We start from the raw sequence: 26,605 nt of genomic DNA, 5'->3' as shown, positions 1-26,605 counted from the left end.
ACATACCCATGGCAGTTCAGCACGACCGCGTGCGCTTCGGCGCGGCGTACTACTACGAGTACGCGGGTCCGGGGCAGGACCCGACGCCCCAGACGCTGGTGCGTGACCTCGACCTCATGCAGGCCGCGGCGTTCTCGGTGATCCGGGTGGGGGAGTCGGTCTGGTCCACGTGGGAGCCGGACGAGGGCAGGTTCGAGCTGGACTGGCTCGAGCCCGTCCTCGACGGAGCACTGGCCCGGGGGATCGACGTCGTGATCGGTACGCCGACCTACGCGCTGCCCCTGTGGATGGTCCGGCGCTACCCCGAGGTCGCCGGTGAGGACCGCACGGGCAGCCGCATGGGTTGGGGAGCCCGGCAGGAGGCGGACTTCACGCACCCGGTGTTCCGGTTCCACGCCGACCGGGTCCTGCGCAGGATCGTCGAGCGCTACCGCGACCACCCGGCCGTGATCGGCTTCCAGGTGGACAACGAGCCCGGGCTGCACCTCCTGCACAACCACGGGGTGTTCCAGCGGTTCGTGGACCACCTGCGGCACACGTACGGCGACGTCGAGACCCTCAACCGGGAGTGGGGGCTCGTCTACTGGTCGCACCGGCTGTCCTCGTGGGCGGACCTGTGGACCCCGGACGGCAACGCCCAGCCGCAGTACGACCTGGCCTGGCGCGAGTTCCAGGCGACCCTGACCACCGAGCTGATCGACTGGCAGGCCCGTGCGGTCCGTGAGCTCGCCCGGCCGGACCAGTTCGTCACCACCTGCATCTCCTACGAGCGCCCGGCCCTCGAGGACGCCGATCTCGCCTCTGTCCTCGACATCACGAGCGGGAACCCCTACTACCGCATGCAGGACGGGCTCGCCCACCCCAGCACCGCCGTCGTGCCGCAGTACTGGACGACAGACGGAACCTGGGCACTGTTCCAGACCGCCGACGTGATGTTCTCGAGCCGCGGCGAGCCGTTCCTGGTGACGGAGACGGACGCCCAGGCGATCGGTGGGCCGAGCACCAACTACCCGGCCTACCCGGGCCAGTGGCGGCAGGCTGCCTGGGCGCTGGTCGCGCGGGGCGCGCGGATGGTCGAGTACTGGCACTGGCACACGCTGCACTACGGCGCCGAGACGTACTGGGGCGGCGTCCTGCCGCACAGCGGGCGTCCGGGTCGGGCCTACGACGAGATCGCCCGCCTGGGTGCCGAGCTCGCCCGCGCGGGCGGAGAGATCGCCGGTACGACGCCCGACGCCGACATCGCGATCCTGAGCTCGACGAAGGCGCGGTTCGCGCTCGCGGCCCAGCCGCCGTTGCAGCTCGCCGACGGCACGCCGGACCGCAACAGCTACCCGAGGATCGTGTCGGCTTTCTACCGGGGCGCGTTCGATGCGGGTCTCCAGGCGCGCGTGGTACGTCCGCGGTACCTCTTCGACGACGAGCCGTCGGAGGCTGCCCGCACGCACCCGGTCCTCGTGGCGGCGGGCTTCTACCCGGCCTCCGACCGCGACCTCGACTGGCTCCGCCGGTATGCCGAGGCCGGCGGGCACCTGGTCGTCGGGCCCCGCACCGGGTACGCGGACGACGAGGCACGCGCTCGGGCAGAGACCCAGCCCGCACGCCTGTCCGAGCCGGCCGGAGCCTGGTACGACGAGTTCGCCAACCTCGACGAGCCGGTCCCGGTGCGCGGGTCCGCCGAGCTCCCGCTCGCCGAGGGTGCGGCGGCGACGGCCTGGGCCGAGTGCCTCGTCGCGGACGGCGCCGACGTCCTCGCCACCTATGTCCACCCGCACCTGGGCGCCTGGGCGGCCGTCACCACGCGGGCGTACGGCGCCGGTCGGGTGACCGTCGTCGGCACCGTCCCCGACCTGACGCTCGCCCGCGACCTCGCGCGCTGGCTGGTGCCGACCCCGCTCGCCGGCTGGTCCGACCTGCCACCGAGCGTCACCGTCCACAGCTCGACCCGATCCGACGGCGTGCGCGTGCACGTCGTCCACAACTGGTCCTGGGAGGCCACCGTGGTCACCGTCCCGACCGACCTCGACGTCGTCGCGCCACCGGACGGGTCGTCATCGAACCCGATATCGCCCCCGGGTCGACTCGATGCGGGCGACACCGTCACGCTCGGCGCGTGGGACGTGCTCGTGGCGGTGACCCGGTGAGCGCGCGCTGGACCGGCCCGTGGCCCACCGACGGCATCGCCTTCGGGGCGGACTACAACCCGGAGCAGTGGCCGGAGGAGGTCTGGGCCGAGGACGTCGCCCTCATGCGTGAGGCGGGCGTGACGCTGGTGAGCCTGGGCATCTTCTCCTGGGGGCAGCTGGAGCCCTCGGAGGGGGTGTTCGAGTTCGGGTGGCTCGACCGGGTCATCGACCTCCTGCACGAGGCCGGGATCGGCGTCGACCTGGCCACCCCCAGCGCGGCACCGCCCGTGTGGCTGCACCTCGCGCACCCCGAGATGCTGCCCGTCGACGCCGACGGGCTTCGGTACACGCACGGCAGCCGCGAGTCCTGGTGCGTCTCGTCGCCGGTGATCCGGCACCACGCCACCCGCATCGCACGCGTCGTCGCCGAGCGGTACGGCCACCACCCCGCCGTGAAGATGTGGCACGTCTCCAACGAGCTCGCCTGCCACAACGGGCGCTGCTACTGCGACGTGTCCGCGGCCGCGTTCCGGGACTGGCTGGGGAAGGAGTACGCCGACATCGACGCGCTGAACCTGGCGTGGGGGACGGCGTTCTGGGGCCAGCGCTACGCCGGCTTCGACCAGATCCTGCCGCCCCGTCGGTCCACCACCATCCCGAACCCGGGCCAGCGGCTGGACTTCGAGCGGTTCTCCTCGGACGCGTTCGTCGCGCACCTCGAGGCCGAGGCCGCCGTGCTGCGCGAGGTCACGCCGCACCTGCCGGTGACCACGAACTACATGGTCATGGGCGACTTCCACCAGATCGACTACACGCAGACCACGCCCCTGGTCGACATCGTCTCCAACGACCACTACCTCTGGGCCGAGAACCCTCGGGGCTGGGCGGAGCTGGCGTTCAGCGCCGACCGCGTCCGCGGTCTGTCCGGCGGTGACCCGTGGATCCTCATGGAGCACTCCACGAGCGCGGTCAACTGGCAGCCGCGCAACATCGCCAAGGAGAAGGGACAGATGCTGCGCAACGCGCTGCAGCACGTCGCCCGCGGCTCGGACGGGGTGCTGTTCTTCCAGTGGCGGCAGTCCCGCGCGGGCGCGGAGAAGTACCACTCCGGGATGGTCCCGCACGCCGGACGGGACTCCCAGCTGTTCCGGGACGTCGTCGAGCTCGGCGCGACGCTGGGCCGCCTCGCCGAGGTGCGGGGGAGCCGGGTGGAGCAGGCTCGGGTGGCGCTCCTGTGGGACACGCAGGCCTGGTGGGCCGCCGAGCTCGAGGCCCACCCCACGGTCGACCTGCGCTACCTCGACCTCGCGCAGCGCATGCACGGCGTGCTGCTCGATGCGGGCGTCGTGGTGGACGTCCTTCCGGCCGGGTCGCCGCTCGACGGGTACGACGTCGTCCTGGTGCCCACGCTCTACCTCGCACCGCCGGACCTCGCGGACCGGCTGACCGAGGTCGTGGCCCGCGGCGGGCAGGTGCTCGTCTCGTACTTCTCCGGCATCGTCGACGCGTTCGACCGGGTCCTGGTCGGGGGATACCCGGGGGCGTTCCGGGACCTGCTGGGGGTGCGTGTGGAGGAGTTCGCGCCGCTGGCGGCCGACGGGACCACGACGCTGAGCGACGGGAGCACCGGGGAGGTCTGGACCGAACGGATGACCTCGACGGGTGCTGAGGTCCTGGCGACCTACCTCGACGGTCCGTCGGCGGGCGGTCCTGCGGTCACGCGCCGGGACACCGGGTCGGGCGGTGCGGCGTGGTACCTGTCGACGCGCCTCGACGACCCGTCCCTCACCGACCTGCTCGGACGCGTGCTCGCGGCGGCCGGCGTGTCGTCCCTCGTCCCGTCGCCAGGTGGCCTGGAGGTCGTCCGCCGGACGGGCGCCACCGGCAGCTGGTTGTTCGCGCTGAACCACACCAGCACGGACCTGCCCCTGCACGTCTCCGGGCACGACCTCGTGGCCGACCGACGTCACGAGGCGGGCTCGGACGTCCCTGCACGGGGTGTCGTCGTCGTCCGGGAGGACTGAGCCGGCGATCGAGGCGTGGTTTGTGATCCCGTTCCCCTAGAGTCTCCCCCGATGGGACCGACCGCGCCGCGAAAGCGCCCGACGATCCGGGACGTCGCGGCTGCGGCTGGCGTGTCCCGGGGCACGGTCTCGCGTGTGATCAACGGTGGGCACTGGGTGTCCCCGGACTCGCTCGCGGCCGTCGAGGAGGCGATCCGGACCACCGGCTACTCCACGAACCAGCACGCGCGCAGCCTGGTCACCGGCCGGTCGAACTCGGTGGCGTTCCTGCTCACCGAACCCCAGCACCTGCTGTTCGAGGACCCGAACTTCTCGATCCTCCTGCGGGGGGCCGCCCGGGCGCTGGCCGCGCGCAGCATGCCGCTCCTGCTCATGGTCGCGGGCACCCCCGAGGAGCAGAGGCAGGTCTCGTCCTACGTCGGCGCCGGGCACGTCGACGGCGTCCTCGCGATCTCGTCGCACAGCGGCAACCCCCTGCTCGACGCGTTGGTGCGGCAGGGCATCCCGATGATCTCTTGCGGTATCCCGCTCGGCTTCGAGGGCAGCCTCGGCTACGTCGCCGCCGACGACCTCGGTGGCGGGCGGCGGATGACGCGGCACCTGCTCGACATCGGCCGCACCAGGATCGCGACGATCACCGGGCCCCTCGACACCCCCGGGGGCCGGCTCCGGCTCGAGGGCTATCGCGACGAGCTCGGGTCGCTCTACGACGAGTCGCTCGTGGCGCACGCCGACTACACGCGCGACGGCGGTCAGGAGGGGATGCGGACGCTCCTCGAGCGCCGACCCGACCTCGACGCGGTCTTCGTGGGCTCCGACCTGATGGCTGCGGGCGCGCTCCAGGTGCTCCGCGAGGCCGGCAGACGCGTCCCGCAGGACGTCGCGGTCGGCGGCTTCGACGACTCCGGGCTCGCAGCGACGCTCGACCCGCCGCTCACCACCATGCGGCAGCCGCTCGAACGGATCGCCGGTGAGATGGTGCGCCTGCTGATCGAGGTGGTCGAGGGCGGGGAGCCGGCCGCCGTCACGCTGCCGACCTCGCTCGTCGTGCGCGCCAGCACCGGTACCCCCTCCTGACATCGTGGCTCCCCGTCCGGCGGACATGGACACGCCGTCGGGCAGTCCGTTCCTGATGACTGTGCACGCTCCCAGTAGGAGAGGACAGACGCGGACATCTTGACGGGCTCTTTCGTGCGATTTACGGTGACCGAGTGCTGTGCACGTGCACACTCCGATGAGACAAGGACGTCCCATGCAGCCCCCTATCAGACGACGCCGAACCTCCACGCTCGCCCTCCTCGCTGCGGGCGCACTCGCCCTCACCGGCGCGGCCCCCGCCGCGGCCGAGGAACCTGACGGCACGGTCCACTTCGCACCCGTCCGCAGCAACCTCGCCGCGAAGCCCTGGGTCACGGTGAGCACCAGCACGGCGCAGGATCGTGCGGGCCTCGCCGTCGACGGGGACCCCACGACCGCGTGGACTGTCCGCAACAAGGGCGGCAAGCGCGGAGACTCCCTCGTCCTCGACCTCGGCGGCGCGTACGACAACATCCGGAAGGTCGGTCTCGTCTTCCCCGACGCGCACGGCACCTACCGGTACGTGGTCGAGGGCTCCGCGGACGGTCACCGGTGGAAGACCCTCGTCGACCGCAAGAAGCACAAGGTGGACGGTCGCGGCGAGGAGCACCTCGTCGCTCGCGCCGGGATCTCCTTCCTGCGGGTCACGATCACCGACGTGTCCCCGGGCGCCGTCGCCGGCATCAGCGAGGTGTCCGTGTGGAACTACCTGCGCGACGACGTCGTGCTGGGCGCGGACATCTCGTACGCCGACCAGAACGACGCGCAGGGCCTCACCTACGTCGTGGACGAGGGCGCCGCTCCGGTGCCGATCCTCGAGGCGGCGGCCGACGCCGGCATGGAGTACACCCGCCTGCGCGTCTTCAACGACCCGCGTGACGAGCGGACGGGTGAGTACCTCGAGCCCGCGTACCAGGGCCCGGAGCGCACCCTCGACGTCGCGAGCAAGGTCGTGGAGCAAGGCATGGGCCTGGGCATCGACCTGCACTACGCCGACTCGTGGGCCGACCCGAGCAAGCAGGCGAAGCCCACCGCGTGGCGCGAGCTGCCCTTCGACGAGCTGACCCAGGCGGTCTACGACTACACCTACGCGACGGTGGACGCGCTCGTCGCCCAGGGCACCACTCCCGAGAAGGTCGCGGTGGGCAACGAGCTCATCAACGGGTTCATGTGGGGGAGCGAGCGTCCGCTGCCCTGGTTCGACGACGCGGCGTGGTGCGGCACGTGCTACTTCAACCAGGACCCGTCGTTCGTCTCCCAGCCCGGCGGCGCCCTGCTCTGGGACTACTGGGGCTCGGACGACCCGGCCGAGCAGGCCGCCTACGACGCCGCCTGGGACCGGTTCACCACCCTCCAGGCGTCGGGCATCGAGGCCGTCCGCGACGTCGCGGCGGCTCACGGCGAGGACATCCCGGTGGAGACCCACGTGATCATCGACAACGGGAAGGTCGACAAGACGCTCGAGTTCTGGGACCAGTTCCTCTCCCGGCTGAAGGCCAAGGGCCAGGACATCGACGTGATCGCGCACTCCTACTACCCCGACTGGCACGGGACGCCCGAGCACTACGAGGCGAACCTGCACCAGGTGGCCGCGGCGCACCCGGGCTACGCCATGGAGATCGCCGAGACGTCGCACCAGTCGAACGACTACGACGGCCTGCCGGTCCCGAACTCGCCCTACCCCAAGACGGCGGAGGGCGCAGGCCTCTTCCTCCAGGACGTCTTCCGGATCGCGAACGACCTGCCCGACAACCGCGGCGCCGGTGTCCTGGTCTGGGAGCCCGCTAACTGGCAGGAGATGATCGACTGGTCGAGCAGCGCGTGGCCGGTGATCACCTTCCACGAGACGATCGAGGTCTACGAGGCGAGCGACGCCGACTTCGTGGTCGCCGACACCGTCTACCGGACGGTCCGCACGTCGAGCCCGATCAAGCTGCCGGCCAAGGTCGACGTCCTCGACTCCGACGGCACGCTCCACGCGGTGCGCGTGACCTGGGACGCGGTCCCGGCCCGGGCCCCGTCCCGCCCCGGACAGGTCGTCGTCAGCGGCACCACGGCCGCGCACGGTCCGGTGACTGCGATCGTCGATGTCGTCCGGGGAGCGCACGGCCCCTCCTGAGCGCTCGCTCCCGGCGCCCGGCCGGCGGTGGTCCCTCGTGGGCCACCGCCGGTGGCGTTCGTGCTGGTGCGCGCTCGTCGGCTGATCGCGTAGGTGCCGTCCGCCCGAGTCCCCCCATCTGGCGGGTCGACGGACACGGTGTCGCGGTGGGATCGTCGGACGACGCACCGCGGAGGACACACCAGTGCTCGGACCACGAACGACGACCCAGGGTCGTCGTTCGGCGCGCCCGCGGCGGGGGCGGCGGCCGTGGGAGTCGGTCGCGATCCTCGCGTCGATGGTGTTCCTGACGGCGGTCCTGGCCGCGCCGCCCGTCGACACCTCCCACTCCGCGGACGTCGAGCGGGCGCCGGTCTCGCGGGAACCCACCGCACCGGCGGACACACAGGCGCTGACGCGGCTCGACGACCGCGTGGCGGCGGTCGAGGCGGCGACCGTCACGCTGGTCGGGTACCCGCTGGTCGACACCACGAAGGCCTCGCGGGCACAGTTCCGTCGTGACCTGGTCGACGTCCCGGCCGCGCCCGTCATGTCGGGGCTGACCGCCGAGCAGCTCCCGGAACGGGTCCTGAGCGCGCGCGAGCAGGTGGCCACGGGTGACGTCGCCGCGGCGACGCGCGTGGTCGAGGGCGTCGAGACCGACGTCCTGCTGGTCGCGCTCGACCTCGGCGACCAGTCGGCGCAGAACGTCGCGATGACCCGCCTGCTGGTCTCCGCGGACCCGCAGGTCGCGCTGCTCGACGCGGCTGTCGGGGCCACGCACGCCGCCGCCGAGGTCCGCGACGTCGTCGCGGCCGCCGTCTCCGCGGTCCAGGCCCGGGACGCCGCCTCCGGGATCACGGTCGCGGCGCAGCAGATCGCGGTGACGGGGGACGAGGACGCCAAGGCGGCGGTCGCGAAGGTGGAGGCGCAGGCCCGGTCGACCGACGGCTACACGAACGGGAACATCCCGCTGAAGGTGCTCTGCCCGGTCGCGTTCGCGCCGAGCCAGTACCTGCGCTGCGACGCGGCCGAGGCGCTGGCGCGGCTCAACGCGGCCTACCGGGTGGCTTTCGGCCACGACCTGAGGATCAGTGGCTCGTACCGCACGCTCGCCGAACAGATCAGCACCCGGGCGGCCAAGGGGACCATGGCCGCGGTGCCCGGCACGTCCAACCACGGCTGGGGCCTGGCGATCGACCTCGACCAGGTCAAGGGCTACCGGTCCGCGCAGTACGTCTGGCTCAAGGCCAACGCGATGGCCTACGGGTGGCACCACCCGGTCTACATGGACGAGGGCGGTCGCGGACCCCACGAACCGTGGCACTGGGAGTTCGGCACGTCGGACGACGTCGGCACCGGCACGTCGGTGCCGATCACCGTGGGCGTCCCGGCGCCGACCACCCCGCCGCCGACCTCGCCCGCACCGCCCGTGGTCGAGCAGCCCAGCGTCGCTCCGGCCGACCCGGCTCCGAGCCCGACCGCCACGCCGGCCGCGACGCCGACGCCGAGCAGCAGCCCGAGCGCGTCCACCGAGCCGCCCGCTCCGTGACGTGGAGCGAGACGCACCCCAGACCGGACGACTCGCGCTAGGGTCGGCCGATGGCCCTGCTCCACCGCGCGACCATCCGTCCGACGAAGCTCGAGCTGCTCACCGACTGGGTGCCCACGCAGCCCTGGGGCGAGCCGGGGGTCGACCTGGTCGGTGCCTACCGCTTCGACGACCCGGACGGTGAGGTCGGTCTCGAGACGCACATCGTGGTGACCGCCGGCGGGCACCTGCTCCAGGTCCCGCTGACCTATCGCGGCGCCCCGCTGACCGGGGCGGACGAGTTCCTGATCTGCACCATGGAGCACTCGGTGCTGGGGCCGCGCTGGATCTACGACGCGGTCGGCGATCCCGTCTACGTCCGGGTGCTCGCGTCCGTCCTGCTGGCCGGTGTCGGCCAGGCCGCCGAGCTGGTCGAGGGTGCCGACGCCCCGCGCGAACCGAGCGCACGGGTCACCGGGAGCGGCAGTCCGTCGGGCGACGTCCCGCTCGTCGACGACGTGCGGACGTCCTCGGACGGCTCGTCCACGTTGGTGGAGGCCGGCGCCCTCCGGATCGTCGTCCGACGTCGTCTCGACGGGCCGGCGCCCACCGCCGCCGCCGGGTCCACCCTGACGGGCTCGTGGTCCGGCCTCGACGCGCCCGTCCTGCTGGCCTACGTCGACTGAGCTAGGTCGGCCTGCGCAGGCTCCGCGCGAGGCTGGGGATCATCACTGCCGCCGCGACGAGGTGCAGCCCCACGAGTGCGGCGGTGGTCGCGGCGTCGGCCCCGGCGAGGAGGGGCGGGACCAGCGAGATCACGGTCAGGGTCACGGCCGTCTGCACGAACCGCCGGGCGGGCCGGGCGCTCCACCGGAGGAGGGCGGCGGCGATGACGATGCCCACGACGCAGAAGAGCCCGGTCACCGACGCGAACCCGGGCAGAGGGATCGCCTCGCCACCGTCGGGGATCTCGAAGCCGACGCCCAGCGCCCGGGCGAGCGCGGCGGCGAGCGTGGTGGCGACCATGGCCGCGACGGTGGCGACGAGGCCGGTGCCGACGAGGCGGCCGAGCCGGTGGCCGTAGCCCGTCCGACCGACGGCGGTGTCCTGGGTGCTGTCCATGCGTTCCTCCGGGGTGATGGCCGCGTGGCAGCACGGTCCGGCGCTCCGGACGGAGCGGGTCGGACGGCGGTGCCGGTGGGCGAGGGGGCAGGTCAGGCTCGGACGGCGAGGTTCTGGAGCCAGTCCTGCCAGGCCGGCTCCTCGCGGCGCACGTGGTCCGCGGCGTCGGGGGAGAACAGGTACGCCTGCACGCCCGCGGTCGCGGTGCCGTCGCCCTGGCCGTGCGTGAAGACGCTGAGCATCCCGGGCACCGGTGCGGTGAGCCGGATCAGCGCCTGGCGCTCACCGACGCGTTCGACCGTGCCGGTCGCGCCGCGCACGTCGACCGTCGCGCCCTCGTCGTCCAGCCCGAGCGCGTCGTGCAGGGTCGCCCAGAGCGCGTCGGCGTCGCCGGGGTGGGAGGCGGTGACCTCCAGCCGCGTGGCCTCCTGGCCGGGGAAGTGCGCCAGGTAGAGACTCAGGTTGTCGAAGAACGGCAGCCAGCCGGGGGCCACGGTGTCCCACCACTGCGACTCCCAGTCGGCGCCGGTGCCGAAGCCGCTGCTGGTGACGCGCACGACGCAGGTGCCGCCGGACCGCGCCTCGACGAGGAACTCCGTCGTCAGCGGGCTGAGCGAGTCCGGGTCCGTCCCCATGAGGGCGGCCCAGTCCTCGTCGAAGGCGATGCGGCGCGGCGGGTCCCAGCCCGTGACGTGGCCGTCGGAACCCATCCCGGGGTCGATGGTGAAGTGCACGGAGCCGCCCTGGCGCTCCTCGATCTCGGTCGGCAGGTACCAGGAGCTCAGGCCCGTGGACGTGGCGATGGCCTGCCAGACCTGCTCCGCGGTTCCGGGGACCTCGACGCTGAACTCGAGGCGGTAGGGGACGTTCAGGTCGGTGCTCATGGGCGCTCCTCGGGGATCGGGTGGGCGGCGACGACGAGCCGGTGCGGCATCCCGTCGTCGTGGTGGTAGCGCGCGGCCAGGTCGAGCACTGCGGACGTGAGGTCGTCGGCGAAGGCGGCCCGGTCGTCCGCCGAGCGGAAGCCGATCTGGGTGTCGATCGTGAGCGTCGGCAGCCGCCTGCCCGTCACGCCGGCGCGACGGGCTAGGGCGCCGACCTCGCGGACGAGCCGGCCGGCGAGGGCGACGAGGTAGGCGGCCGACAGGTGGTCGGCGGTGGCGTCGGGGTCGGCTGCGGTGACGCTGACCGCGGCCGGTGACACGACGTACGACGCCGCCGACGCCTGCAGCACCCGCTCGGTGATGCCCCCGTGGCGGCGTTCCTCGGACAGCTCCACCAGGCCGTGCGCCTCGAGCGCCTTGAGGTGGTAGTTGACCTTCTGGCGCGCGATGCCGACGCGGGCGGCCAGCCCGGCGGCGGACGCCGGGACGGCCAGCTCGCCGAGGAGCCGGGCCCGGACGGGGTCCAGCGCGACGACGGCTGCGTCGGCGTTCTCGATGACCTCGATGTCCTGCATGCGGCCACCGTCGCATTGACAATAAATATTGTCAAGACATGCTGCGCAGCGGGTGACGGGATCCCCGCCACCCGCTGCTGCCGCGCCCCAGGGGCTCGGTAGCCTCGGACGGTGTCCAGCGCCGAGGAGATCGTCCGTCACCATCCCGTCGACCCCGACGGGGCCGAGTGGCTCGTGCCCCAGCAGCCTGTCGAGGTCACCGTCGTCGCGTACGACCCCTCGTGGCCTGCGGCGTACGCCGAGCTGGCCGACCGCCTCCGGGAGGCGCTGGGCGACGACGTGCTCGCTCTCGAGCACGTCGGCTCGACCTCGGTCCCGGGTCTGACGGCCAAGCCGATCATCGACGTGGACCTCACGGTGGCCGACTCGACCGACGAGCCGAGCTACCGCCCCAGGCTCGAGGCTGCGGGTTTCACGCTCGTCCTGCGCGAGCGCGCGTGGCACGAGCACCGGCTGTTCACCCGGGACCGGCCACGCGCGAACCTGCACGTCTGGAGCCCGGACAGCCCGGAGGCCGCGCGTCACGTGCTCCTGCGCGACTGGTTGCGCACGCACGCGGACGACCGCGACGCCTACGCGGCGGCCAAGCGCGCGGCGGCGGACCGGTTGCGCCAGGTGGGCGGCGGGACGGTGAACGACTACAACGATCTCAAGGCTCCGGCGATCCGGGAGCTGCTGGACCGCATCTTCCGGGCGCACGCACTCCTCGGGGACGCGTCCGGGCGGTGACGGCCGTCAGGCGCGCAGCACCTGCACCCCGGTGCGCTCGAGCTCGGCGACGACAGGGTTCTGCTCGCCGGCGTCGCTGACGATCCCTGAGACCTCGTCGAGGCGCAGGACGGGGAAGGCCGATGCCGCACCGATCTTCTCCTCGCTGGCCATCACCCAGGTCTGCGCGGCCCGACGCGCGAGGGTGCGCTTCGTCGCGGCCTCGTCGGCGTCGCCGGTGGTCAGGCCCGTGTCCGGCCGGACGCCGGTGACGCCCAGGAGGAACAGGTCGGCGCTGACCAGGGCGGCGGCCTCCGCGGTGGCGGCGCCGGACGTCACGACGGAGTGCTTGAACAGCCGGCCACCGAGGAGGAAGACCTCGGCCGGGTGGTCGACGAGCGCGACGGCGATCGTCGGGCTGTGGGTGATCACGGTGAGCCCGTCGTCACGTGGCAGCGCGCGGGCGACCTCGAGCGCGGTGGTGCCGCCGTCGAGGATCAGCGTGCTGCCCGGCTGGACCAGCTGGAGGCAGGCGGCGGCGACGCGCCGCTTGCTGCTCGTCGCGATCTCCTGCCGTCTCGCGTAGCTCGCCGCGGCGGGCGCGACCGGGATCGCCCCGCCGTACACGCGCTGGCACAGCCCGGCCACGGCCAGCTCGCGCAGGTCCCGGCGGATCGTGTCCTCGGACGTGTCGAGCTCGGTCGCAAGGTCCTTGGCGACGAGGCGGCCGTCGGTGCGGAGCCGGTCGAGCAGCAGTTCCTTGCGTTGCGCTGCCAGCATGCGCGATCCTCCATGTTTGTGCCGAGTAATGCATAGTATGCCCCTATGACTACTCCACTGCTGATCCTAATCGCCGGCCCCTACCGCTCCGGGACGGGCGACGACCCGGACCTCATGGCCCTGAACCTCCGACGCCTGGAGGAGGCGGCCTGGCCGATCTTCCGCGCGGGCCACATCCCGATGATCGGGGAGTGGGTGGCGCTCCCGGTGCTGAGCAGCGCCGGTGCCGACGGCCCGCTGAGCCCGCTGGCGGAGCGGGTGATGTACCCGACCGCACAGCGGCTGCTCCAGCACTGCGACGCGGTCCTGCGACTGGAGGGCGCATCGACGGGCGCCGACCAGGACGTCGCAATCGCGCAAGAACGCGGACTGCCGGTCTACCACCGCGTCGAGGACATCCCCGGCTTCGTCCCAGTCGAGGAGGTCGAGCTCGCCGGGTGAGAGCGGGGGTGGGCCCTGGTCCGAACGGGTGAATGAGGGCTACGGTCCGAGATGTCCCGAATCGTCTCGTCAGTGGGGGCAGGCGAGTGCCGATGCAGCTGCCGCTTCTCCTTGCTGGTCCTCTGCTGCGTCGGGTGGACCCGGGGCTCGTCGCGGTCCAGGTGGTGCTGAGCGAACCGGCCGACGTGCGGATCAGGGTGTTCGAGGGCCGGGTGGCCGCCGACACGACCAACCCGCCCTTCGCCACCAGCGGCGACGCTCCCGACCCGAACGTGGCGGAGCCGCACCCCGGTGAGAAGACCGTGCGGATCGGCGAGCAGCTCCACCTCGGCCTGGTCACCGTGCGGCTGGCCCCGGCGTCCGGGAAGGTCTTCCAGCCCGACCGGCTCTACTCCTACGACGTGACCATCACGGGAGCCCGGAACAGGACGGACCTGGCGGGGCTCGGTCTGCTCGGCACGCACACGGTCAGCGGCGTCGAGGTGGGACCCCTCGGCTACGCCGACCGGATGCTGCCGAGCTTCGCCCTGCCTCCGACCACCCTGGACGACCTGCGGCTCGCGTACGGCTCGTGCCGTCGCCCGGGGTACGACGACGGCGACGCCCTGGCGTGGATGGACGAGTACCTGAACGAGCGGTTCGACGACCCGCGGGGCCGGATCCACCAGCTCTTCCTCGGCGGCGACCAGATCTACGCCGACGACGTGGACTCGATCATGATGCTGCGGACCGCCGAGCTGGGCGTGGAGCTGATCGGCACCGACGAAGGAGTGCCCCTCGAGCGCGTGAAGGTCGGTCAGGTCCTGCGTCGACCGGAGGCCACCGAGCCGAACCGCCTGGACCCGGGAGCCAGCTACACCCCGGAGACGCCGCAGCAGACGGAGGCGGCGGGCGACCTGCCGGCGGGACCCCCGCAGTTCCCGGTCGGCGACCGGCTCCAGCTCACCCAGGTCAGCGCCCAACTGACCAGCGGGGACGGGGCGAACCACCTGATCTCCCTGGGGGAGTTCGCCGCCGCCTACGTCATGGCCTGGTCGCCCGCCTGCTGGGGCGACGAGGTTCCGGGGGCACGCCTCGTGGCGCCCGGCGACGCGATCGGGTCGGCGCTGCGCTGGCTGGACACGCCGACCGGCGAGCAGGACGTGGACCTGCCCCTGGAGGTCTTCCCGGAGCGGGTCCCGCAGCACCTGTACTCCGACGCGGCGACCATCGCGCAGCGGGAGAAGGAGAAGGTCGAGAAGGCGGCCGAGAAGTTCCGGGCCCGACGCCGCAGCCACCGGGTGCACCGCGACTTCCTGCTCGGGCTCGGTCGGGTGCAGCGCGTGCTGGCGAACGTGCCGACGTACATGATGTTCGACGACCACGACGTCACCGACGACTTCTTCCTCAACCCGATGTGGCGGCGGCGGGTGCAGGGGACGGCGCTCGGGCAGGTGATCCTGACCAACGGGATGCTGGCGTACGCGCTGTTCCAGGACTGGGGCAACGACCCGCGTCGGTACGACGAGGTCACCACCCCCGAGCGGCCGGACCTGGGCGGACAGCTCCCGGGGGACCTGCTGGAGAAGGCGACGAGGCTGTTCCCGGCGTCGGCTCCCGGTCCCGACGCGACGGCGTTCGCCGAGATCGGCCGGATGTTCGGGCACAACCTCGACAACCAGCCGGTCGCCGATGGTCGGTTCGGCACCGTCGACGCACCGATGACGTGGCACTTCACCGTCGACGGCCCCAAGCACGTCGTGGTCGCCCTCGACAACCGGACCCGGCGCAGCTACGTCGCGGAGATCGGTCCGCCGGGGAACGTCGCGACGGAGGCGCTCGTCGACCAGATCCCGCGGCCGCCGCTGCCGGCCGGGCGCGAGGTGCTGGTGGTGGTCGCGCCGCTCCAGGTGATCGGGCCGCCGGTGATCGACGAGGTCGTCGCGAAGGCCATCTACCGCATCTTCGACATGGCGAAGCGGGAGGGGCTGACCGACACGGCGTCCGTCACCGGCAACCGCCTGATGCCCGGCACGAACCCCGACGCCCTGGAGACGTGGGCGTTCGACCCGATCACGTTCGAGCACCTGCTGGCCAGGCTCGCGGAGCACCAGCGGGTCGTGGTCCTGTCGGGCGACGTGCACAACGCGGCCTCGAACGTCATGAGCTACTGGCGCGGTGCCGCCGAGCAGCCGGCCCGGATCGCGCAGTTCACGTCCAGCGGGTTCAAGAACGTCATGCCCGTCTACCTGCGGGCGCTCGACCGCAGCGCGATGCTCCTGCAGGAGCTCCTGCGGGCGAAGCTCGGCGTCGAGCGCCTCGGCTGGACCCGGCCGGACGCCGACCTCGTGCTGCTGCCCGAGGGGCGCACCGAGGCGGACCTCGTGGCGACGACGCGGGCACGGCTGCTGCGCAGCCCGGTGCTGCTGGCGACGCACGGCTGGCTGGACGACAACCCCGACGGCGAGGAGCCGCAGGAGAGGTTCACGTCGCGGCTCAACCCGGCCAAGCCGCCGGACTGGCGCTGGAAGGTGACACCGCTGGTCGACGGACGTCCGGACGCCGAGCGACCCGCACCGATCCGGGCGATGCCCCTGGACGACGCGGCGATCGAGGCGCAGCTCGCCGACCCCGCCACGGCCTTCGCGGCGATGCAGGCCGTCGCCGCACGGCACCAGGCCGCGTTGGACCGGATGCGGAACACCCGGCAGATGATGTTCCGGTCGAACTTCGGGATCTGCCGGTTCGAGCAGGACGACGACGGGGTGGTGACTGCGGTCGGCGAGGTCTACACGTCGGCCCCCGACCCGGAGACGCAGCAACCGGTGCTCGGCCCGTACATGGTCCACCGCGCGTCGCTTGGCCCGCAGGACGAGGACCCGCCCGAGCAGCTGCGCGAGGCGGTCCTGAGCCGCGTGCCCGTCCCGGGGCCCGAGCAGTGAGCGCCGGCTCGCTGCTCCGCGCGGTCGCGGGCGAGGTCTTCGACTTCGTCACGTTCGCCGCGGACCTCCTCGGCCGGCCGGAGGCGCGCAGCGCGGTGCTGGCCGACCTCGGTGCCCCGCCGGGCACGGCCACCCAGCCGCTCGCCCTGCCGCAGGCGCCGCTCGCCGCGATCACGGAGTACCGCGCGCAGGTGGACGCCGACCTCCAGGCGGACCTCGAGGCCCTCGGCAACCTCGCCCTGCTCGTCGGGGCGATCATCGACCAGGTCGAGTCCTGGCAGGGCTCCGACACGTGGGGCAAGGCCGACACGCTGGCGACCAGCCTGCTCGACCTGCTCGCCAGCACGTACTTCCGGCGTCGCAAGCCCGCGTGGTTCCTGGTCATGCAGGCGGTCGCGATCACCACGGAGCTGACCGGGTCGCTGGCGCCCGGCGACCAGGCCCACACCCGGTTCCTGAACGCGTTCGGCACGATCTTCTCGTTCGTCTGGAACCCCGGGCGGACACTCGACGACCTCGACGACACGCTCCCGGGCGCCGAGGGCAGCACGCTGAACACCGGCCGGGACACGTCGTTCCTCGTCGTGGACGGGCTGATCCGCGGCATCGTCGCGGCGATCGCCGTCATCGACCAGACGAAGGACCACGAGGCGCTGAACGCCCTCGGGGACGTGATCGTCGGGTGGGACTCCGCCGCGCTCGACGTGGACTCCCCGGCCCGCCCGACCGCGGCGGACGTCCTGGCCGGCCGGATGGTCTCCCTCGCGCTGCGCCGCGACGGCGACACCGACTCCGAGCAGCTGCGGGTCACCTGGATGTACCTGCCGCGGCGGCTGGGCACCCCGGCGCGGCCCCACCAGCTGTTCCTCGCGCTCGGCGGCACGCTCACGCTCGACCAGGTGCTCAACCCGGGGTCCGACGGCCCGACCTGGCGGTTCCGCGTCGACATCCGCAGCGACGCGGGGGCCGCGTTGCTCATCGGCGGGAAGGACGGCGTGCAGGCCAACGCCGAGGCGGCGACCTCGTCCGTGTCGGTGGGGTGGCGCGCCGAGCCCGACGAGACAGGGATCAGCTACGCACTACCGCGGGCGACCGGGTCACGGGTCGAGCTCGGCGAGATCGCGGCTGTTCTCACGATCAGCGGGACGGGCGCCCGCGTCCTGCTGCGGCTGGACCACTGCGCCCTCGTGATCGACTCGGCCGACAAGGACAGCTTCCTGCGCAAGCTCCTGGGCGGGCGGCCGATCCGGAAGGTGTTCTCCCTCGGCCTGGGCTACGACGCCGAGGCCGGGTTCATCCACGAGCTGCACGTCCCGCCCACCGTCGACGCGACCGGCCCCGAGCCGCCCTTCGACTCCTCCGGTCCGGCCGGTCCGCCCGCGCTCGAGAAGACCCTGCCCCTGGGTGGCGGCGGGCTCCTCGGGATCAACGTGCACGAGGTGGTGCTGCGACTGGCGGGGAACCGCGCCGAGGAGCCGGAGACCGGCTGGGCGGTGGCCGTCGGCGCCCTGGTCTCGTTCAGCACGCAGCTCGGCCCGGTCTACGTCCGGGTCGACCGGCTCGGCCTGTTCGCCGCCGTCGACACCATGACCCCGTCGGAGGAGCGCAACCTGCGGCTCGTCGAGGCCCACGTCGACGCGACCCGCCCGACGGGGATCGCGCTGGACCTGCGGACCGGACCGGTCAGCGGCGGCGGCACGATCCAGTTCGACCCGGCCACGGGGGACTACGTCGGCGCCCTGGTCCTGCGCGTCGGGAAGCGCGTCACGATCACGTGCGTCGGGCTCGCGTCGACGAAGGACCGCGAGGGCAACGACGTCACGTCGTTCCTCCTCATCGGCACCGTCGAGCACCTGGGCCTGCAGGCGGGCTTCATCACGTTCGACGGGTTCGGGCTGCTCTACGCCGCCGACCGCACCCTCGACGTCGCCGCGGTCCGCGCTGCCCTGCCCTCGGGCCGGCTCAAGCACATCCTCTTCCCGGCCGACCCCGTCAAGCACCTCCCCGAGCTGGTCTCGGCCCTGCGCACGTTCTTCCCGCTGCGCGAGGGCACCCACGTCTACGGCTTCCTGGTGAAGATGACGTTCGGCAGCGGGCACCCGCTGCTGCGCGCCGACCTCGCCCTCATGCTCGAGCGTGACTCCGTCGCCGAGACGAGCCGGCTCCTCGTCCTCGGCCGGGTCTCGTCGGTCCTCCCGCAGGACGAGAACCCGCTGGTCACCCTGAACCTCGACGTCGTGGGCGTGTTCGACCTCGACACCGGGTCCGCGGCCCTCGACGCGGTCCTGTACGACTCGAAGCTGTGCGGCCGCTTCGTGCTGACAGGCGCCGCCGCGTTCCGGCGCGAGCGCGGCCAGGGGTTCGCGCTCGCGGTCGGGGGGTTCAACCCGCGGTTCAGCCCGCCGGCGAGCTTCCCGGTGCTGCCTCGGGTCACGGTGGCGCTCACCACCGGGGACAACCCGCGGCTGGTCATCGAGGCGTACCTCGCGATCACGACGAACACCTTGCAGTTCGGCGCGAAGGCGTCCCTGTACGCCGCTGCCTACGGCTTCAGCCTCGAGGGGTACATCGGGTTCGACGTGCTGGTCACGTTCTGGCCGCCGCACTTCATCGCCGACTTCGCCGCGGGCGTGCAGCTCAAGCGCGGCTCGAGGAACCTGTTCAAGATCGACGTCAAGGGCATGCTCGAGGGCCCGATCCCGCTCCGGGTCGCCGGCAGGGCAACGTTCGGCATCCTCTGGTGGGACTACACCGTCTCGTTCGACAAGACCCTCATCGGCGGGGGTGGCTCACCCGTCACCGAGACCATCGACGTCGTGACCGAGCTGCTCACCCGGCTGGGCGACCCGCGCAGCTGGATGACGGAGCTGCCGGCCTCGGCATCCCAGGTGGCCGGCGTCCGGGGCGTCCCGCGGAGCGACACCCTGCTCCTGCACCCCCTGGGCAGGCTCGTCGTGCAGCAGGGCCTCGTCCCGCTGAACACCGCACGCGAGATCGACCGGGTCGGCGGGTTCGTGCCGCGCGACGCGCGCCGGTTCGCGATCACCGACCCCCTGATCGGCGGGGCGACCCCCAGCGTCTCGCCGGTGGGCGACGAGTTCCCCGACTCCCAGTTCTTCGAGATGAGCGACGCGGAGCGCCTCGCCGCGCCGGGCGTCGTGGTGCGTGAGGCGGGGGTCAGCTTCGGCAGCGACCGGTACGCCTCCGACGCCTCGGCCGGCGTCGCGGAGCCGTTCCGCTACACCGAGATCGTCGTCGGCCCGGACGGCGTGCCCGTCGTGCTGCCGGACCCGACGCCGGCGGAGCCCGGCCACCTGCGCGCGGGTCTGCGGCTCGCCGCGGCTGCGCGGGCCGCCACGCGAACCGCCGTCGCCGAGCGGTACGCCCAGGAGCGGGCGGACGCGCCCCGCCTGGCCGGGATGGTGCGCTTCTGATGTCCGAGCCGAACCTCGTCCTCCTGCCGTGGGCGCGCCGCGGCGGTCCGCTCGACCTGCCGGAGGACCGGCGCGACGGGCACCCGGCCAGCCAGGCGGCCGCGACCGCCGAGGTGCGGGTCAACGGGGTCGGTCCGGCAACCGTCCAGGTCCGGCTGATGGGCCCCGGCGACGTCACGATGCTGGCCCCGCAGCAGGTCATCCGCACCGACCCGGCCCCGGGAACGCGCACGTTCGAGTCCAACTACCTGGCCCTCGTCGAGCTCGACGAGCCGGCCCTGCCGTGGCTCTTCACCCCGGCCTCGGCGTCGGCGGGCCGACTGCGGCCGTGGATGTGCCTCGTCGTGGTGCGCGAGCAGCCGGGCGTGCAGCTGGCGGCACCGACGCGCGGCGCGCTCCCGGTCCTGACCATCGGGGCCCCGGCCCGCCCGGAGGTGGAGCTGCCCGACCTCGACGACAGCTGGGCCTGGGCGCACGCGCAGATCGCCACCGACGCGGCGATGACCGACGCGGCCCTCGCCGACGCGCTCGCCGCCGACCCGACCCGCAGCCTGTCCCGGCTGGTCAGCGGGCGGCTGCTGGCCGAGCAGACCGAGTACCTCGCGTGCGTCGTGCCCACGTTCGAGGCGGGACGGCTCACCGGGCTGGGCGACGACCCCGGCGACGCCCAGGGGCCGGCCTGGCGGCGCGCGCCCGACATGGCGCCCGTCGAGCTGCCCGTCCTGCACCACTGGCGGTTCGCCACGGGCCCTGCCGGTGACTTCCAGTCGCTGGCGCTGGCGATCCGCGGACGTCCGGTCGCCGACGGCTTCGGCACCCGCGCGGTGGACCTGTCGACGTCGGGGCTGGGGATCGCCGGCGCCGACGACACCCAGGTGCTGCTGGCCGGCGCCCTGCTCGCGCTCGACGCACCCGTCGAGCGGTGGTCCGACCCGGCGATGGAGGGACGGTTCGCGACGGCGCTCGTCGACGTCCTCAACACGCCCGACCAGATGCCACCGAGCCACCCCCTGCTGGCGCCCCCGCGCTACGGCCAGGCGTACGCCGCGGCTCGGTCGCTGGACCTCGCGACGACCACGCGCTGGTACGAGCAGCTCAACAACGACCCCGCGCACCGCGTCGCGGCCGCGCTCGGCACCCTCGTCGTGCAGCAGCAGCAGGAGACGCTGGTCGCGGCCGCGTGGGACCAATCGGCGGACCTGCACGCCGCGGGCCGGGTCTTCGGCCTCGCCACGCTCGGCCTCGCGCTCGCCGACAGCCTGCACCGGCGGCACGTGGTGCCCCTGCCTGCGGAGGACGGCCTCTTCGTGCTCGCGCCGCTGCGGGCCCGGCTCCTGCGGTCACCGGCGACCGGGGGAGCGAGCTTCGCCCAGCAGTGGTCGCAGGCCCAGCTGCCGGACCAGGCGCTGAGCCCGGTGGTCCGGCGCGTGACCCGGTCCCGCGGGCCGGCCGTGCGACGGCTGGGCGGTACCGCACCGACCGCCCGGCTCGACATCCTCGACCGGATGGGGCCGATCTCGCGGATCAACCGCGACCTCACGATCCCCGCCGGCCCGCTGACGTTCGAGGCGGGAGGCGCGGCGCTCCCGAGCCCGCAGAACCTGACCTGGGCCGCGGTGAACGCCGACGCCGTCCTGTCGGGACCGCCGCGACCTGGGTTCGCGATCGGCCCGATGCCCGCGCCGTCGCCCCGACCGGGGCCGCTGCCCCCGATCGGTGGAGGGGTGTTCGGCGGCGGTGTGCTCGACCCGGGGCGGTTCACCCGGACCGACCGGGACCGCCCGTTCGCGCTCCGTCGGCCACGGGACCCGTTCGACCCCGACGACCCCTTCGACCCGGACCCCGAGCCGGAGCCAGAGCCCGAGCCGGATCCCGACCCACGCCCGCCGCGCCAGGACAACCAGGCGGCATCCGCCTTCCGGGCTACGGCGGCGCGGCACCTGGCCGCGTTCCTGGCCACCGCACCGACCGGCGGGACCTCTCTCGGCAGCCTGGCCGCGGAGGCGATCTTCGCCGAGGCCCTGGCCCTCACCACGCCCACCCGCACCTTCGGCGCCCGGGTGAACGGCCTCCTCGAGGTGCCCGTGCCCCCGGCCTCGGACGACCCGGTGCCGTCGCTGCGCTTCGCACCACGGTTCGACACCCCGATGTCCCGCTCGCTGGCCGAGCTCGGTCAGCACTGGCTGCTCCCCGGGCTCGACGGCGTCCCGGCGGACACGGCCCTCGGCCTGCGCACCCACGGGGAGTTCGTCGAGGCGTTCCTGGTCGGCCTCAACCACGAGCTGGGGCGCGAGCTGCTGTGGCGGGAGTTCCCGACGCCCATGACCGCGACCTTCTTCGACCGGTTCTGGGACGCGGCCGTGGCACCCGGAGCACCCCCGGACGTCGCACCGCTGGACTCGTGGGGGGACCGGGCGCTCGGTGCCCCGACGGTCGTGGAGGACCGGTTCGTCCTGCTCCTGCGCAGCGAGCTCATCAAGCGCTTCCCGGACGCGCTGGTGTCCGCGACCAAGCCGGGCCCGCCGGTCGAACGGCTGCTGCCGGTCTTCCGCGGCTCGATGGACCCCGACATCAGCTTCTTCGGCTTCACCGTCCCGCTGGCCGATGCCGACGACTGGTCGATCGTGATCGCCGAGCAGCCCGGAGCCCCGCGCTTCGGCTTCGAGGTGGGCGAGGCACCCGCCGGCGTCAGCCACGCCCCGGCGACCGAGGCCACGTCGGCCCGCCAGGCCGCCCGCCTGCGGCAGCTGCCCGCCCGGATCACCATCCCGGTGGCCGTGCTCCTGCGGGAGCCGACGCCATGACCGAACCGCTCGACCTCGCCGCGCTCACGTCGGACGCCGCCGCCGCCGACGCCCGGCTCACCGCGCAGGTGGGCGGGTCCCGGCACCCGGTCGTGCTGCTCCCCGTCCGGCTGGAGACCCGCTTCCAGACGGGCGAGCTGCTGGTCCGGGTGTATCCCGACCAGCTGCACGTCGACGCCCACGACCCCCGGCTGTCCGCCGCGGAGGTCGCCGCGGGGGAGGAGTTCTGGCGCGCGCAGTGGCGCACGGGCGCCGACCGCGAGCGGGCGCAGCGGGCGTACACCGCCCTGGCGGACCGGTACGGACCGGGGCGAGCCGCCTGGGTGGTCCGGGCGACCACGCCCACCAACCCGCAGGCCCGCCCGGAGACCGGCATCGCCGACGACGCACCTCTGACGTCCCAGCCCGGCTTCCCCGCCGTGGCCACCAGCGAGCAACGGAGCACCCCCGTCGCCCGCCTGCTGCCCACCCGTTGGACGGCGACCGCCTACGCGCAGGGGACGGTGGTGGCGGTCGCGGCCGGTCGGCCGATCACGACGGACCTCGCCGTCGGTCCCGACCTGTCGTCGCCGCTCGTCGACGACGAGGACGACGACGAGGTGGCGGCGGTCGACGAGGCGATGAGCTGGCTCGTCGACTTCGACACCGCCGAGGAGGTCGGCATGGCGCTGCGGCTCCCCGTCTCCGGCCCCGTGGACCTGCTGCTCGTGGCCGGGGTCCGCGAGGGGAGCACGCAGGAGGGCGTCGCCCCGCTCCTCGACGCGCAGCGCTACAGCGAGGGCCTGGCGTTCCTCGACCCGGAGACGCTCACGAACAACACCGAGGACGAGGCCGCGGGCTGGTCCAGCGCGACCCCGGGCTCCTGGCCGCAGTCGGCAGGGCCGTCGGCGCCGGGGACGTCCGACGCGCTCGCGGCGACCGCGCTCGGGGCGGACCTCGATCCGCTGCCGGCGGGCGGGTCGACCGACGACCTCCTGGCCGAGGCCATGAGCACGGTCCTGTGGCCGGTCACGTGGGGGTACTGGCTGCCGCAGCTCGCGGGGGTCGCGCTCGCCGACACGGACTGGGTCCGCGACCACGCGCGACGATTCGTCCGCCCCGGTGGCCCGCTGCCGACCCTGCGGGTGGGCCGGCAGCCGTACGGGCTGCTCCCGGTGACCTCGCTCGGGCGGTTCACCGGTGACCCGCGTGAGGAGCGGCTGCGTCGGGTGCTGACCGGCCTGGTCGACGGTGCCTGGCGACCTTCGCTCGCACGCGCACCGCGCGTCGGGCGCGGCGACGTCGCGGCCGACCTGGTCGACGTGCTGCGGCTGGGTGCACGGTCCGACCGGGTGCGGGTCCGGCGGGCGTTCGGCGCCCGGTTCGCCGAGCACGTCCAGCTCCTGCTGGGCCGCAGCCTCGGCAGCGCCGGGTTCTGGGACGTCGCGGGGGACCGGGCGCTGCCGGTCGCCGCCGCGGCAGGTGTCGGGCTGCGACCCGGCGCCCTGACCGTGCACGAGCCGGACAGCGCCCCGGTCACGGTTCCCCTGGTGGGCGACCCGGGACACCTGCGTGACCTGCTGACGACCGACGTCGACGAGCTCGCCGCCGGCGGGGACGACCCGCCGCCGTCGCTGCTGGCCGCGCTCGTCCGGCACGCGTGGCTCCGCGAGCACGCGACCGCGGCGGCCCGGCTGCTCGGACCCGACACCCCCGACGTGACCGACGAGGAGCTCGACGGCTTCGGTGAACCGTCCACCGGGTGGCGGGCGCAGCGTGACGCGACCCTGCCGGACGGCGGCACGGTGCGCGAGCGCCTGGCCGCCGGCACGGATCCGCACCTGACCGCGTTCCGCGTGGCCGTCGAGACGCTCGCGGCGGTCGACGCCCGCGACCTGGAGCGGCACCTGCTCGGCACGCTCGACGCCGCGACGTACCGCCTCGACGCGTGGGCGACGTCGCTCGCGAGCCGCCGTCTGGCCGAGCTCCGCGCGGACGAGGCGCAGGGTGCCCTCGTCGGGGGCTACGGCTGGTCGGAGCGGCTCGCGCCGTCCGCCGTCGACGTGCTGACCGAGACCCCGCCCGGCGAGCCGGGTCCGCTGCTGTCCGCGGTCGACGACCCCGGGTTCCTGCACGCACCGTCGATCCACCAGGCCCAGGTCTCCGCGCTGCTGCGCAACGCCCACCTCGCGCACGGCGGTGGCACGGACACCCCCTTCGCGGTCAGCCTCACGTCCGAGCGGGTCCGGCTGGCCCGGACGGTCTTCGACGGGGTCCGCGCCGGGCGCTCGGTCAACGTCGTGCTCGGCTACCTGGTCGAGCGGGACCTCCACGAGCTCGGCCTGGACAAGGCGATCGACAACGCCCGCGAGGTGTCACCGCTGCCCGGCGAGGAGCACCTCCCGCCCGCCGCGCGGCGGCTGGACGGGCTGAGCCTGCACCGGCTCTGGGCGCAGAGCGAGGACCACGCCCTCGACCACCTGGTCGGCGGCGACCCGAGCGAGGCGGACCGGAAGGCCGCGCAGGCGGTCCTGCGGCGGCTCGGCACAGCGGTGGACGCCGCCGCCGACCTCCTCCAGGCCGAGCAGGTGCACCAGTTCGCGCTGGGGGACCTCGACCGGGCGGTCAGCTCCGTCACCGACTTCGACCGTGGTCTCGTGCCGCCGGCGAACCTGGACGTCGTGCAGACCCCGCGCACGGGCGTCGGCGTCACGCACCGGGTGGGGATCCTGCTCGACCCGGCCGCGACGACGACCGGGGGATGGGCCGGACCGGCGGGCTCGCCGTACGCGGCAGCCGAACCGGGGCTGGACGCCTGGCTGGGCCGGATGCTCGGTGCCGCCACCGGGCGGACCGTGACCGTGCGGGACGCGGTCGGCGAGCTCCTCGTGCCGGTGCCGCTGACGGACCTGGGAGTGTCGGCGAGCGACGTCGTCCGGATCGCGGGTGCGGGGGAGCACGGGCTGGCGGAGCTCGCGGCCCGCGCGGCGGTGGCGTCCGGTGCCGACCTGCTGCGGCCCGTCGTCGTGCTCGACTCCCCGCTCCTGGACCTGCTGGAGGTGGGTCGCTCGTTGTCCGTGCTCATCGGTCCGGCCACGCCGCTGGACGGCAGGACGCTGCAGCCGCCGCACGCCGACGGCGAACCCGGGGTCGACGTGGCGGAGCTCGACGCACGGGCAGCCTCAGCCCTGACGCTCGTGCGGGACGCTGTCGAGGCGTTGGCCGACCCGACGCGACTGCGGGACGCCGTGGTGACGAGCTGGTCGCTCGGCGTGGGCGACGCCGCGGTCCCCGCCGACACCACCGAGACCGGCTGGACGGCCGCCGCCGCCCGGGCACGCGACCAGCTGCAGGGCCGGCTCGTCGAGGCGGACGCCATCCAGGCGGAACCGTCGGCCGCGGCGTGGACGCCCGCTATCCGGCGGCTGCGGGCGCTGCTCGGGCCGGGCTTCGTGGCGCTGCCCCGCTTCGTCCCCCCGACGACGGCCGACCTGGTGGCATCGCGCGACGACCCCGCGCTGGTCGGCGAGGACGCGCTCGCGGCGGAGGTCTGGTTGACGCGGATGGAGCGCGTCCGCGAGCCGGTCGGGCGGCTGGGGATCGCGCTGCGCGAGGCGGAGGCGCTCGGCGGGCCACCGCTCTCGCTCGGCGTCGCGCAGGTGCCCTACCGGCCCGGCGACGTCTGGAACGCGCTGCCGGCCGACCACCACGTGGACGGCGCCGTCTCGCTCGCGCTGTCCGGTGCCGAGCTCGTCGCGCCGGGCCGCGAGGTCGCCGGGCTCCTGGTCGACGAGTGGACGGAGGTGATCCCGTCCGCGACCGAGACGACGGGCATCGCGTTCCGGTACGACCCGCCGGACCTCATGGCACCGCAGGCGATCCTGCTGGCGGTGCCGCCCGTCGTCGGCGAGCCGTGGACGGTCGGCACCCTCAACCAGGTGCTGATCGAGACCCTGGAGCAGGTGCACCTGCGCGCCGTCCCACCGGCGGCGCTCGGCGCGGTGCGGCAGTACCTGCCCGCGACCGTGCTCGCGTTCAACGCGGACCGTGACGCGGTGTCCACCAACCCGAACGCCCTGACCCCACCGGCGGTGGACTGAC

The 26,605-nt window shown here is 73.7% G+C and carries 16 protein-coding genes; 12 read left to right on the top strand and 4 right to left on the bottom strand.

Translation table 11 applies throughout. The annotated features are described in order from the left end of the window. The first annotated feature begins 8 nt into the window (after positions 1-8). From ASF78_RS04290 to ASF78_RS04265, 6 genes are all read left to right on the top strand, one after another. Positions 9-2,144 carry a beta-galactosidase gene (locus ASF78_RS04290; protein WP_056585147.1) on the top strand — a complete coding sequence of 712 codons (2,136 nt, stop codon included), beginning with the start codon at positions 9-11 and terminating at the stop codon, positions 2,142-2,144. Beyond that, the gene (locus ASF78_RS04285; protein ID WP_235518375.1) at positions 2,114-4,150 is read left to right on the top strand and encodes a beta-galactosidase; all 2,037 of its coding nucleotides are present in this window, start codon (positions 2,114-2,116) and stop codon (positions 4,148-4,150) included. Before ASF78_RS04290 ends, ASF78_RS04285 begins: the two co-directional genes overlap by 31 nt. A 51-nt stretch (positions 4,151-4,201) precedes the next feature. Then, positions 4,202-5,227 (top strand): LacI family DNA-binding transcriptional regulator, encoded by a 1,026-nt coding sequence (locus tag ASF78_RS04280; RefSeq protein ID WP_056585145.1) that lies wholly within the window; start codon positions 4,202-4,204, stop codon positions 5,225-5,227. 175 nt (positions 5,228-5,402) lie between these two features. Beyond that, positions 5,403-7,346 (top strand): glycosyl hydrolase 53 family protein, encoded by a 1,944-nt coding sequence (locus tag ASF78_RS04275; RefSeq protein WP_056585143.1) that lies wholly within the window; start codon positions 5,403-5,405, stop codon positions 7,344-7,346. 277 nt (positions 7,347-7,623) lie between these two features. Then, on the top strand, positions 7,624-8,877 hold the full coding sequence (locus ASF78_RS04270) for a M15 family metallopeptidase (protein ID WP_156374031.1): 1,254 nt from the start codon (positions 7,624-7,626) through the stop codon (positions 8,875-8,877). Between the two features lie 50 nt (positions 8,878-8,927). Further along, the gene (locus ASF78_RS04265) at positions 8,928-9,542 is read left to right on the top strand and encodes a hypothetical protein (RefSeq protein WP_056585139.1); all 615 of its coding nucleotides are present in this window, start codon (positions 8,928-8,930) and stop codon (positions 9,540-9,542) included. A 1-nt stretch (position 9,543) separates the two neighbouring features. Here ASF78_RS04265 and ASF78_RS04260 read toward each other — a convergent pair whose 3' ends face one another. From ASF78_RS04260 to ASF78_RS04250, 3 genes are all read right to left on the bottom strand, one after another. Continuing rightward, positions 9,544-9,978, bottom strand: coding sequence for a DUF6069 family protein (locus ASF78_RS04260; RefSeq protein WP_056585137.1), 435 nt, complete (start codon positions 9,976-9,978; stop codon positions 9,544-9,546). Between the two features lie 92 nt (positions 9,979-10,070). Then, a complete protein-coding gene (locus tag ASF78_RS04255; RefSeq protein WP_056585135.1) occupies positions 10,071-10,862 on the bottom strand; it encodes an SRPBCC domain-containing protein in 792 nt (263 codons plus the stop codon). After that, positions 10,859-11,437: a helix-turn-helix domain-containing protein gene (locus ASF78_RS04250; RefSeq protein ID WP_056585133.1), complete on the bottom strand. Its 579-nt coding sequence runs from the start codon at positions 11,435-11,437 to the stop codon at positions 10,859-10,861. The genes ASF78_RS04255 and ASF78_RS04250 overlap by 4 nt, the downstream gene beginning before the upstream one ends. A 111-nt stretch (positions 11,438-11,548) precedes the next feature. Between ASF78_RS04250 and ASF78_RS04245 the strand changes: the two genes are divergently transcribed. Beyond that, the gene (locus tag ASF78_RS04245) at positions 11,549-12,166 is read left to right on the top strand and encodes a GrpB family protein (protein ID WP_056585131.1); all 618 of its coding nucleotides are present in this window, start codon (positions 11,549-11,551) and stop codon (positions 12,164-12,166) included. 6 nt (positions 12,167-12,172) lie between these two features. On the opposite strand, the gene ASF78_RS04240 is transcribed toward ASF78_RS04245, so the two are convergent. Next, complete coding sequence (locus ASF78_RS04240; RefSeq protein ID WP_056585130.1) at positions 12,173-12,925, bottom strand: DeoR/GlpR family DNA-binding transcription regulator; 753 nt, start codon at positions 12,923-12,925, stop codon at positions 12,173-12,175. Between the two features lie 45 nt (positions 12,926-12,970). Here ASF78_RS04240 and ASF78_RS04235 point away from each other — a divergent pair, with 45 nt between their 5' ends. From ASF78_RS04235 to ASF78_RS04215, 5 genes are all read left to right on the top strand, one after another. Beyond that, positions 12,971-13,366 (top strand): hypothetical protein, encoded by a 396-nt coding sequence (locus tag ASF78_RS04235; protein ID WP_056585128.1) that lies wholly within the window; start codon positions 12,971-12,973, stop codon positions 13,364-13,366. A 92-nt stretch (positions 13,367-13,458) separates the two neighbouring features. Further along, complete coding sequence (locus ASF78_RS04230) at positions 13,459-16,287, top strand: hypothetical protein (protein ID WP_156374030.1); 2,829 nt, start codon at positions 13,459-13,461, stop codon at positions 16,285-16,287. Beyond that, complete coding sequence (locus tag ASF78_RS22245; protein WP_056585124.1) at positions 16,284-19,721, top strand: DUF6603 domain-containing protein; 3,438 nt, start codon at positions 16,284-16,286, stop codon at positions 19,719-19,721. The genes ASF78_RS04230 and ASF78_RS22245 overlap by 4 nt, the downstream gene beginning before the upstream one ends. Beyond that, positions 19,721-22,525, top strand: a complete 2,805-nt coding sequence (locus ASF78_RS04220; protein ID WP_056585122.1) for a hypothetical protein — start codon at positions 19,721-19,723, stop codon at positions 22,523-22,525. Before ASF78_RS22245 ends, ASF78_RS04220 begins: the two co-directional genes overlap by 1 nt. After that, a complete protein-coding gene (locus tag ASF78_RS04215; RefSeq protein ID WP_056585120.1) occupies positions 22,522-26,604 on the top strand; it encodes a hypothetical protein in 4,083 nt (1,360 codons plus the stop codon). Before ASF78_RS04220 ends, ASF78_RS04215 begins: the two co-directional genes overlap by 4 nt. Position 26,605: the final 1 nt, after the last annotated feature.

Origin of the sequence: Cellulomonas sp. Leaf334, from assembly GCF_001424195.1 — a bacterium.
Lineage (GTDB): Bacteria > Actinomycetota > Actinomycetes > Actinomycetales > Cellulomonadaceae > Cellulomonas.
The sequence above is the reverse complement of the archived record's forward strand: the minus strand, read 5'-3'. Positions and strand labels throughout refer to the sequence as shown.

Excerpts from the sequence above, each read along its gene's own strand:
- ASF78_RS04250 (WP_056585133.1), bottom strand. The coding sequence starts at position 11,437 with ATGCAGGACATCGAGGTCATCGAGAACGCCGACGCAGCCGTCGTCGCG.
- ASF78_RS04255 (WP_056585135.1), bottom strand. The coding sequence starts at position 10,862 with ATGAGCACCGACCTGAACGTCCCCTACCGCCTCGAGTTCAGCGTCGAG.
- ASF78_RS04230 (WP_156374030.1), top strand. The coding sequence starts at position 13,459 with ATGCAGCTGCCGCTTCTCCTTGCTGGTCCTCTGCTGCGTCGGGTGGAC.
- ASF78_RS04235 (WP_056585128.1), top strand. The coding sequence starts at position 12,971 with ATGACTACTCCACTGCTGATCCTAATCGCCGGCCCCTACCGCTCCGGG.
- ASF78_RS04290 (WP_056585147.1), top strand. The coding sequence starts at position 9 with ATGGCAGTTCAGCACGACCGCGTGCGCTTCGGCGCGGCGTACTACTAC.
- ASF78_RS04265 (WP_056585139.1), top strand. The coding sequence starts at position 8,928 with ATGGCCCTGCTCCACCGCGCGACCATCCGTCCGACGAAGCTCGAGCTG.
- ASF78_RS04270 (WP_156374031.1), top strand. The coding sequence starts at position 7,624 with ATGGTGTTCCTGACGGCGGTCCTGGCCGCGCCGCCCGTCGACACCTCC.
- ASF78_RS04260 (WP_056585137.1), bottom strand. The coding sequence starts at position 9,978 with ATGGACAGCACCCAGGACACCGCCGTCGGTCGGACGGGCTACGGCCAC.
- ASF78_RS04240 (WP_056585130.1), bottom strand. The coding sequence starts at position 12,925 with ATGCTGGCAGCGCAACGCAAGGAACTGCTGCTCGACCGGCTCCGCACC.
- ASF78_RS04280 (WP_056585145.1), top strand. The coding sequence starts at position 4,202 with ATGGGACCGACCGCGCCGCGAAAGCGCCCGACGATCCGGGACGTCGCG.
- ASF78_RS04220 (WP_056585122.1), top strand. The coding sequence starts at position 19,721 with ATGTCCGAGCCGAACCTCGTCCTCCTGCCGTGGGCGCGCCGCGGCGGT.
- ASF78_RS04275 (WP_056585143.1), top strand. The coding sequence starts at position 5,403 with ATGCAGCCCCCTATCAGACGACGCCGAACCTCCACGCTCGCCCTCCTC.
- ASF78_RS04215 (WP_056585120.1), top strand. The coding sequence starts at position 22,522 with ATGACCGAACCGCTCGACCTCGCCGCGCTCACGTCGGACGCCGCCGCC.